This is a genomic window from Pseudomonas sp. NPDC088885 (assembly GCF_044750025.1).
Taxonomy (GTDB): Bacteria; Pseudomonadota; Gammaproteobacteria; order Pseudomonadales; family Pseudomonadaceae; genus Aquipseudomonas; species Aquipseudomonas rustica.
Map to the genome: position 1 here is coordinate 1 of NZ_JBIVJB010000143.1, position 7910 is coordinate 7910.

Here is a 7910-nt window from a genome sequence, read left to right on the forward strand (position 1 = left end):
ACCAACGCCCGCGAACAGGACGTGCTGCCACTGGCCGACGCCCTGGCCGCCGGTGGTCTGACCGCGCTGGAAGTGACCCTGCGTTCGCAGTTCGGCCTCAAGGCCATTCAGATCCTGCGCGACCAGCGTCCGGAACTGATGACCGGTGCCGGCACCGTGCTCGATCGCAACATGCTCGCGGCGGCCGAAGCTGCCGGCTCGCAATTCATCGTCACCCCAGGCATTACCCGTGACCTGCTGGAAGCCAGCGTCGAAAGTCCGATTCCGCTGTTACCGGGCATCAGCAACGCCTCCGGCATCATGGAAGGCTACGGTCTGGGTTATCGCCGCTTCAAGCTGTTCCCGGCGGAAGTCAGCGGTGGCGTCGCGGCAATCAAAGCCCTCGGCGGCCCTTTCGGTGAAGTGAAATTCTGCCCGACTGGCGGCGTCGGCCCGGCCAACATCAAAAGCTACATGGCGCTGAAAAACGTCATGTGCGTGGGCGGTAGCTGGATGCTTGATCCGGAGTGGATCAAGAACGGCGACTGGGCCCGCATTCAGGAATGCACCGCTGAGGCGTTGGCGCTGCTGGACTGATTGTTACCAAACACTTCGTTGTGTGTTCTACGGCTTTACGGTGCGCTCGGTCGGCGCACCGTTTTTTTTTGCCCGCAGAAAAGCCAACATCAAAAGATCGCAGCCTTCGGCAGCTCCTACAGGGCGTTGATACGGGATGCGATGTAGGAGCTGTCGAGTGCAACGAGGCTGCGATCTTTTGATCTTGCTTTCAAATGGCTAGGCCAAAAAGATCGCAGCCTGGAGTTACGACGCGATACATAGTTACCGCACGCAGGCGATTGCGTGGCGCTAATCTGCGTTCTCTTATGGAAGAGAGAACGCATCATGGATCGAGACGCTGCAACACCCTCACCGGACCCGGTGTATCAACTGGCCCCCGAGCAAATCGCCGGGCCGTATTTTCGCAACCCGCAATTGCTGCGCCGCAACATCAGCGAAGGTGCGGAAGGCTTGCCGCTGCTGCTACGCCTGACCATCGTTGATGCGATGACTGGCGAACCGGTGAGCGGCGCGCTGGTGGACATCTGGCATTGCAACGCTCGCGGTGCGTATTCGGGCTGGAGCCGGATCAACCCGGATCTCGAAGTCGACGCCGAAGCCATCGGTTCGATCCCGCGCACCGACGATGACACCTACCTGCGCGGCAGTCAGTTCTGTGATCACAAGGGCAGGGCGCGTTTTACCACGATTTATCCGGGGTTCTACGCCGGTCGTGCGTTGCACATCCATGTGGCGGTGCGCATGGTCACAGGTACCGAGTACCTCGAAGAGCGCAACGTGGCGTGGGTCGGTCAGTTGTATTTCCCCGAAGTAGTGTCGCGCTCGGTGCTCAACGCCAAAGCCTATCGCGGTCGCGCCTCAACAGCGTTGAACAATACTCAGGACAGTTTCTTTGCCGACATGGGCGGCGAGGCTTCGACCCTGACCGTTTGGCCGATCGGCCGCGACTCCCACGAGGACGGTTTCTTCGGCCACCTGACCATCGGCATCGACACCTTTGCGGTGTCGTCGCAGATCAAACCCGAGGACTTCGACAAATACACCGTTTAGGCGATTCAGCGCAGCTCGTTCAGCGCGCGCGTCAGCAATTGCATCTCGGCAGCGGTGGTGGTCAGCCCCGGCGTGATGCGAATGCACGGCCCGCAGGCGGCGCCCGTGCGCACCACGGTGAACAGGTTGTATTCGTTGAGCAGACGCTCGGCCATCGCCTGTTGATTGTCATGGCGAGTGAAACGCAGCGCAGTGATCCCGCAATACAAGCGTGGATCGTCTGGCGTCAACACTTCGATGCCCGGCAACTGGCGCACGGCGCTGACCCACAGGTTGCGCAGGTAATTGATTCGCGCCCCTTTGGCCGCTGCGCCGCCGAGCGAGCGATGCTCTTCGAACACCAGCGGCAAGGTCATCAGCGCCGGAATGTTCGGTGTGCTGTACGAGGTGCGCGAGCGGATATCGTTGACCGGGTAGTGCATCTCGCCCATGTCCGGGTCGATATCGGCCAGCCGCTGCGGAGCGATATAGAGGAAACCGAGAGTCAGCGGTGCACCGATCCATTTGTGCAGGTTGTACGCGGCGAAGGCGATGCCGAGGGCTTCGAAGTCGAACTCGATCTGGCCGAGGGCGTGGGCACCATCAAGGATGATGTCGATCCCATGCTCTTTGGCCAGCGCGGCGATGGCCTGCACCGGCATCACCAGACCGGTGCGATGGGTGACGTGCGTCAGCGCCATCAGTTTCAGTTTCGGGTGACGAATAAAGGTTTCGCGGTAGGTGGCCAGCAGGCTCTCGAAAGTCGCCGGGTGCGCGTGGTCAATCTCGATGACTTCGACGCCGCGATGCTTGGCTAGCCAGCGCATGGCACCTTTGACCGTGTCGTATTCGAGGTCGCAGATCAGCACCTGATCGCCGGGTTGCAGGCGGTTGTAGTTGCGAATCAGCGATTGCAGGCCTTCAGTGGCATTGCGGGTAAACGCCACGCTTTGCGCGCGCACGCCGATCAGCTCGGCCAATTGTGCGCGGATGTCGAGGTTGTCGTATTGCTCGTAGCGCTGGCGCACGTACACCGAATTGCTGGTGTTGATCAGCTCGATGTTGCGCTGGTACTCCTCGATCACCGTGCGCGACATGCGTCCGAAGTAACCGTTCTCCAGATTGATCGGGCCGGGTTGGACGTCATAGCGGCCGACAAACATTTGCCAAAAAGCTTCATCACGGGCGCGCAGGGTGTTATCGGGCATGGCGGCTGGCTCTATAGAGGAGGGCGCTTCAATGGCGCGGGGCGGGTTTGCCATGTTTGGCACGCAGCGGTTCGAGCAGCTCGGACAAACCGTTATGGTCGATCTCCTGCATCAGTGCAAGCAATCCGCCGAGTTCGCCGTGCGGGAAACCTTCACGGGCGAACCAGTTCAAGTAAGGGCCTGGCAGGTCGGCGATGATCCGGCCCTTGTACTTGCCGAAGGGCATTTCTCGGGTGATCAGCAGTTCGAGTTTTTCGGGATTCATCAAAAGGATCGTCTGGCTTCAAATCAGATTGGAAAATACAGGCATTCTGCATGCAGGCCAAATGACAGATCATGCAAATAACCGCAATACAGATAGTTCATTTATCTTTAAGTTGTTGATTTATATATGTTTTCTTTCGGAGTAAAAACTGGCACGCACACTGCAATATCCCTTGCATCTTCCACCGATCGCAAGGAATTGAAAAATGACCGACATGAATAAAGAAGCCATCTCTGTACTCAATGACCTGATTGAAACCAGCAAGGACGGTCAGGAAGGGTTCAAGACTTGCGCTGAAGACATCAAGCACCCAGAACTGAAAACCCTGTTCGTGACCCGCTCTGCCGATTGCGCTACCGCTGCAGCTGAGCTGCAAGCTGAAGTTCGCAAACTGGGCGGCGATCCGGAAACTTCCACCAGCGTCAGCGGTGATCTGCACCGTCGCTGGGTCGACGTTAAAGCGATGTTCACCGGCAAAGACGAAGAGGCTGTGCTGAACGAAGCCGAACGTGGTGAAGACCATGCGCTGAAGGCTTACAAAGAAGCACTGGAAAAAATCAACAAGTACAACCTGGTGGGCATTCGTGACCTGGTTGAACGTCAGTACCACGGCGTACAACGCAACCACGACCAGGTGAAAGCCCTGCGTAACCAGGCTCGCGCACGCTCGTAAGCGTACGCCAGTAACAAAAAACGCCAGCTAGTCTGGCGTTTTTTTATGTTTGTTTTAAAAGCAAAAGATCGCAGCCTGCGGCAGCTCCTACAGGGACGCATTCCAATGTAGGAGCTGCCGAAGGCTGCGATCTTTTAAATCAGCCGATGCTGATGGCCGGCAATGTCGGCAACGTCACCGTCTGCTGCTTACGCGGTGCCAGAATCTCTGCCTCACCATCCACCACCAACTCATCACGCTGGTTAAACACACGAGTAGCAATGCGCACGCGAAACTTCGGCAGCTTCTCGAGGATTTCCAGACGCACCGTCAGCGTGTCGCCGATCTTCACCGGCTTCTGAAAGCTCATCTGCTGACCGATATAAATAGTGCCCGGCCCAGGCATTTCGCACGCCACGGCGGCGCTGATCAGCGCGCCACTGAACATGCCGTGAGCGATGCGCTCCTTGAACATGCTGGCGGCGGCGAACTCGGCGTCCAGGTGCACCGGGTTGTGGTCGCCGGACATCGCGGCGAACAGCTGAATGTCGCGCTCTTCGACGGTCTTGCAGTAGCTGGCGGTCTGGCCGACTTCGAGGGCTTCGTAAGGGATATTGGTAACCTGGGTCATCGGTCTTGATTCCTGTGACGGATTAAATAAATCCACAAAAAATTATTCGCTGCGTTGCGGGCGCGGATGGCTGAGCACCTGATCGATCCAGGCCAGCACATCGGCAATCACCTCATCGCGATTGGTTTCGTTGAACAATTCGTGCCGCGCCTGCGGGTAGATCTGCAGTTGCAGGTTCTGGCTGCCGGCCGAGCGCAAAGCGTTGGCCAGATCAGTCAGACGCTTGCCTTCACTCACCGGATCACATTCGCCGCCAATCACCAGCAACGGCAGGCCCGGGTTGATCTGGGCGAGATTGGACGCTTTGCTGATTTGCTGCAAGCCGCCGAGCAAGTCGATCCACAGCTGATTGGTGCAGCGAAAGCCACACAACGGGTCGTTGGCGTACAGGTCGACTTCAGCCGGATCGCGGCTGAGCCAGTCGAACGGCGTGCGCACCGGTTTGAATTTTTTGTTGAACGAGCCGAACGACAACCACTCGATCAGCGCACTGCGCCCCTTGCCGCCCTGACGCAGTTTTTCCAGTCGGGCGATCTGCCGTGCCGCGCCATAAAGCGCCACTGGCTGAAAGTTCGAACCGCTGAGAATCGCCCCCTGCAAACTGGCGCTGTGGTGCAGCAGATAGGCCTGCGCGAGGTAGCTGCCCATGCTGTGGCCGAGCAGGATGATCGGCACGCCGGGGTGCTGCTGGCCGATGTGTTGATTGAGGCTCGCCAAATCACCCAGCACCTTGCACCAGCCATCGTCGTCGGCGAAATGTCCGAGCGTACCGTGTTCGGCAGTTTTGCCATGTCCGCGCAAATCCGGCGCGTAAACGCCATAACCTTTGTCGCAAAACGTGTCGGCCAAACGGGCATATCGGCCGCTGTGTTCGGCCATGCCGTGGGCCAGCAGGATCACCGCTTTCAACGGCGCGGCGGGCAGCCATTGGTTGACGAACAGGCGGCTGCGGTCACTCGCGTCCAGCCATAGGGGGTGGTGGATCATGGCGATTCCTTTGCTCAGAGTCGGAACATTGTATAGCGCGTCTGATCAGCCCACGCCACGGCAGGAAGATTCACACGATCAATGACGGCTTTGCCCGTATTTGCCTCAATGGCCATAACTGCTAGTGTCCGTGAAGCTCCGCTTTTTCAGAAATGACAGAAAGCGGCCCGGATCGGCTCAGGTAAAGAGGACAAGAACAATGCAACCTGATTTCTGGAACGACAAACGCCCGGCCGGCGTACCGCTGGACATCGACATGGGTGAGTTCAAGTCGGTGATCGAGGTGTTTGAGCGCTCCTGCAAGAAGTTCGCGGATCGCCCGGCATTCAGCAACATGGGCGTGACCCTGACCTACGCCGAGCTCGAACGTCAGAGCGCCGCTTTCGCCGGTTACCTGCAAGCGCACACCGATCTGGTGCCGGGCGATCGCATCGCCGTGCAGATGCCCAACGTCCTGCATTACCCGATTGCCGTGTTCGGTGCCTTGCGCGCCGGGCTGATCGTGGTCAACACCAACCCGCTGTACACCGCGCGGGAAATGCGTCACCAGTTCAAGGATTCCGGCGCACGTGCGTTGGTGTACCTGAACATGTTCGGCCAGAAAGTCCAGGAAGTGCTGCCCGACACTGACATTCAATACCTGATCGAAGCGAAGATGGGCGACTTGATGCCCACCGCCAAAGGCTGGCTGATCAACACCGTGATCAGCAAAGTGAAAAAAATGGTGCCGGCGTATTCGCTGCCGCAGGCGATCTCCTTCAAGAGTGCGCTGCGCATGGGCCGGGGCTTGGGCATCAAGCCGTTGAAGGTCAGCCTCGACGACATCGCCGTGCTGCAATACACCGGCGGCACTACCGGACTGGCCAAGGGCGCGATGCTCACCCACGGCAATCTGGTGGCGAACATGCAGCAAGTGCGCGCGTGTCTGGCGCAGCTCGGGCCGGACGGTCAGCCACTGCTGCGCGAAGGTCAGGAGGTGATGATCGCGCCGCTGCCGCTGTACCACATCTATGCGTTCACCGCGAATTGCATGTGCATGATGGTCTCCGGCAACCACAACGTATTGATCAGCAATCCTCGCGACATTGCCGGGTTCATCAAAGAGCTGAAGAACTGGCGTTTCTCGGCGTTGCTGGGGCTGAACACACTGTTCGTTGCGCTGATGGATCACCCGGATTTCAAGACCCTGGATTTCTCCAGCCTGAAACTCACCAACTCTGGCGGCACCGCACTGGTCAAGGCGACCGCCGAGCGTTGGGAACAGATGACCGGTTGCCGCATCACCGAAGGCTACGGCCTGACCGAAACCTCGCCGGTGGCCTGCACCAACCCGTACGGCGATCAGTCGCGCCTCGGCACGGTCGGTTTGCCGGTGCCGGGCACGTTGTTGAAAGTGATCAACGATGATGGCGTCGAGCAGCCAATGGGCGAGCGTGGCGAGCTGTGCATCAAAGGCCCGCAGATCATGAAGGGCTACTGGAACAAACCTGAGGCCACCGCCGAAGTGCTGGATGCTGAAGGCTGGTTCAAATCCGGCGACATCGCGGTAATCGATCCGGATGGTTTCGTGCGCATCGTCGATCGCAAGAAGGACATGATCATCGTCTCCGGTTTCAACGTGTACCCGAACGAGATCGAAGACGTGGTGATGGCCCACCCGAAAGTCGCCAACTGCGCGGTGATCGGTGTGCCGGACGAGCGTTCGGGCGAGGCGGTGAAGCTGTTTGTGGTGGCGCGGGAAACCGGCGTCAGCCTGGAAGAGCTGAAGGCGTACTGCAAAGAGAATTTCACCGCGTACAAAGTGCCGAAGCACATCGTGCTGCGCGAATCGTTGCCGATGACGCCGGTCGGGAAAATTCTGCGCCGTGAGTTGCGCGATATCGCTTAACGCCTGAAAACAAAAAGATCGCAGCCTTCGGCAGCTCCTACTGGAAACGCATTCCATGTAGGAGCTGCCGAAGGCTGCGATCTTTTGCTTTGAAGCCCCCGTTTTACGGGACTTTTAAGGTGTTCTAGGATTTTTGCTCTAAAATGACTGTTAGCAAGTCTTGAGTCATAAATATGACTGTATGGGCCGCTTTTGGCTCTAGTCGACCCTCGGCAAAGCTGCTACTCTCGGCGCGCTTTGTGACTTCTCGGCCTATCAAAAAGCCAGATTCACCAATACAAAACACACACCAATAATAATCGCATCAAATGCGGTGAAGAATTCGCGTTGCTGAGGAGTGGGCTTCCATGAACGAAGACTTTTGGAAGGATAAGTACCCCGCTGGAATTGCTGCCGACATCAATCCAGATGAGTACCCGAATATTCAGGCAGTGTTGAAGCAGTCCTGCCAACGCTTCGCCAACAAACCGGCTTTCAGCAACCTGGGCAAGACAATCACCTACGGTGAACTGTACGAATTGTCCGGTGCGTTTGCCGCGTATCTGCAACAGCATACCGACTTGCAGCCCGGTGATCGAATCGCCGTGCAACTGCCCAACGTTCTGCACGCGGCGCACGTGGCGCGCGTTCTTCACGAGCGGCCGGCGCTGCTTCGGTACGGGCTTCACGCGGCTCGCGAACTTCGCGGGCTT

General features: G+C 58.3%; 9 protein-coding genes. 5 read left to right on the forward strand and 4 right to left on the reverse strand.

What is annotated here, in order from left to right; all coding sequences use genetic code 11:
* A partial coding sequence (locus ACIP1X_RS26855; protein WP_400755782.1) for a bifunctional 4-hydroxy-2-oxoglutarate aldolase/2-dehydro-3-deoxy-phosphogluconate aldolase occupies positions 1–576 on the forward strand: 576 nt, incomplete at its 5' end.
* A 306-nt stretch (positions 577–882) separates the two neighbouring features.
* Positions 883–1608, forward strand: a complete 726-nt coding sequence (locus tag ACIP1X_RS26860; protein ID WP_400755783.1) for an intradiol ring-cleavage dioxygenase — start codon at positions 883–885, stop codon at positions 1606–1608.
* Positions 1609–1613: 5 nt separating this feature from the next.
* Here ACIP1X_RS26860 and ACIP1X_RS26865 read toward each other — a convergent pair whose 3' ends face one another.
* Positions 1614–2795, reverse strand: coding sequence for an aminotransferase class V-fold PLP-dependent enzyme (locus ACIP1X_RS26865; protein WP_400755784.1), 1182 nt, complete (start codon positions 2793–2795; stop codon positions 1614–1616).
* Between the two features lie 28 nt (positions 2796–2823).
* Complete coding sequence (locus ACIP1X_RS26870; protein WP_003213031.1) at positions 2824–3060, reverse strand: DUF3820 family protein; 237 nt, start codon at positions 3058–3060, stop codon at positions 2824–2826.
* 205 nt (positions 3061–3265) lie between these two features.
* Here ACIP1X_RS26870 and ACIP1X_RS26875 point away from each other — a divergent pair, with 205 nt between their 5' ends.
* A complete protein-coding gene (locus ACIP1X_RS26875; RefSeq protein WP_400755785.1) occupies positions 3266–3733 on the forward strand; it encodes a PA2169 family four-helix-bundle protein in 468 nt (155 codons plus the stop codon).
* A 139-nt stretch (positions 3734–3872) separates the two neighbouring features.
* Here the strand turns inward: ACIP1X_RS26875 and ACIP1X_RS26880 are convergent, their stop codons facing one another.
* Complete coding sequence (locus ACIP1X_RS26880) at positions 3873–4343, reverse strand: MaoC family dehydratase (RefSeq protein ID WP_400755786.1); 471 nt, start codon at positions 4341–4343, stop codon at positions 3873–3875.
* A 42-nt stretch (positions 4344–4385) separates the two neighbouring features.
* A complete protein-coding gene (locus ACIP1X_RS26885; RefSeq protein ID WP_053123001.1) occupies positions 4386–5330 on the reverse strand; it encodes an alpha/beta hydrolase in 945 nt (314 codons plus the stop codon).
* A gap of 199 nt (positions 5331–5529) precedes the next feature.
* Between ACIP1X_RS26885 and fadD2 the strand changes: the two genes are divergently transcribed.
* Positions 5530–7218 carry a long-chain-fatty-acid--CoA ligase FadD2 gene (gene fadD2, locus ACIP1X_RS26890; RefSeq protein WP_159812801.1) on the forward strand — a complete coding sequence of 563 codons (1689 nt, stop codon included), beginning with the start codon at positions 5530–5532 and terminating at the stop codon, positions 7216–7218.
* Between the two features lie 347 nt (positions 7219–7565).
* Positions 7566–7910 (forward strand): AMP-binding protein (locus tag ACIP1X_RS26895; RefSeq protein WP_400755787.1); only part of this gene is annotated, 345 nt, incomplete at its 3' end.

Coding starts and splice junctions, on each gene's coding strand:
- ACIP1X_RS26860 (WP_400755783.1), top strand. CDS start 883: ATGGATCGAGACGCTGCAACACCCTCACCGGACCCGGTGTATCAACTG.
- ACIP1X_RS26875 (WP_400755785.1), top strand. CDS start 3,266: ATGACCGACATGAATAAAGAAGCCATCTCTGTACTCAATGACCTGATT.
- ACIP1X_RS26865 (WP_400755784.1), bottom strand. CDS start 2,795: ATGCCCGATAACACCCTGCGCGCCCGTGATGAAGCTTTTTGGCAAATG.
- ACIP1X_RS26870 (WP_003213031.1), bottom strand. CDS start 3,060: ATGAATCCCGAAAAACTCGAACTGCTGATCACCCGAGAAATGCCCTTC.
- ACIP1X_RS26880 (WP_400755786.1), bottom strand. CDS start 4,343: ATGACCCAGGTTACCAATATCCCTTACGAAGCCCTCGAAGTCGGCCAG.
- ACIP1X_RS26885 (WP_053123001.1), bottom strand. CDS start 5,330: ATGATCCACCACCCCCTATGGCTGGACGCGAGTGACCGCAGCCGCCTG.
- fadD2 (WP_159812801.1), top strand. CDS start 5,530: ATGCAACCTGATTTCTGGAACGACAAACGCCCGGCCGGCGTACCGCTG.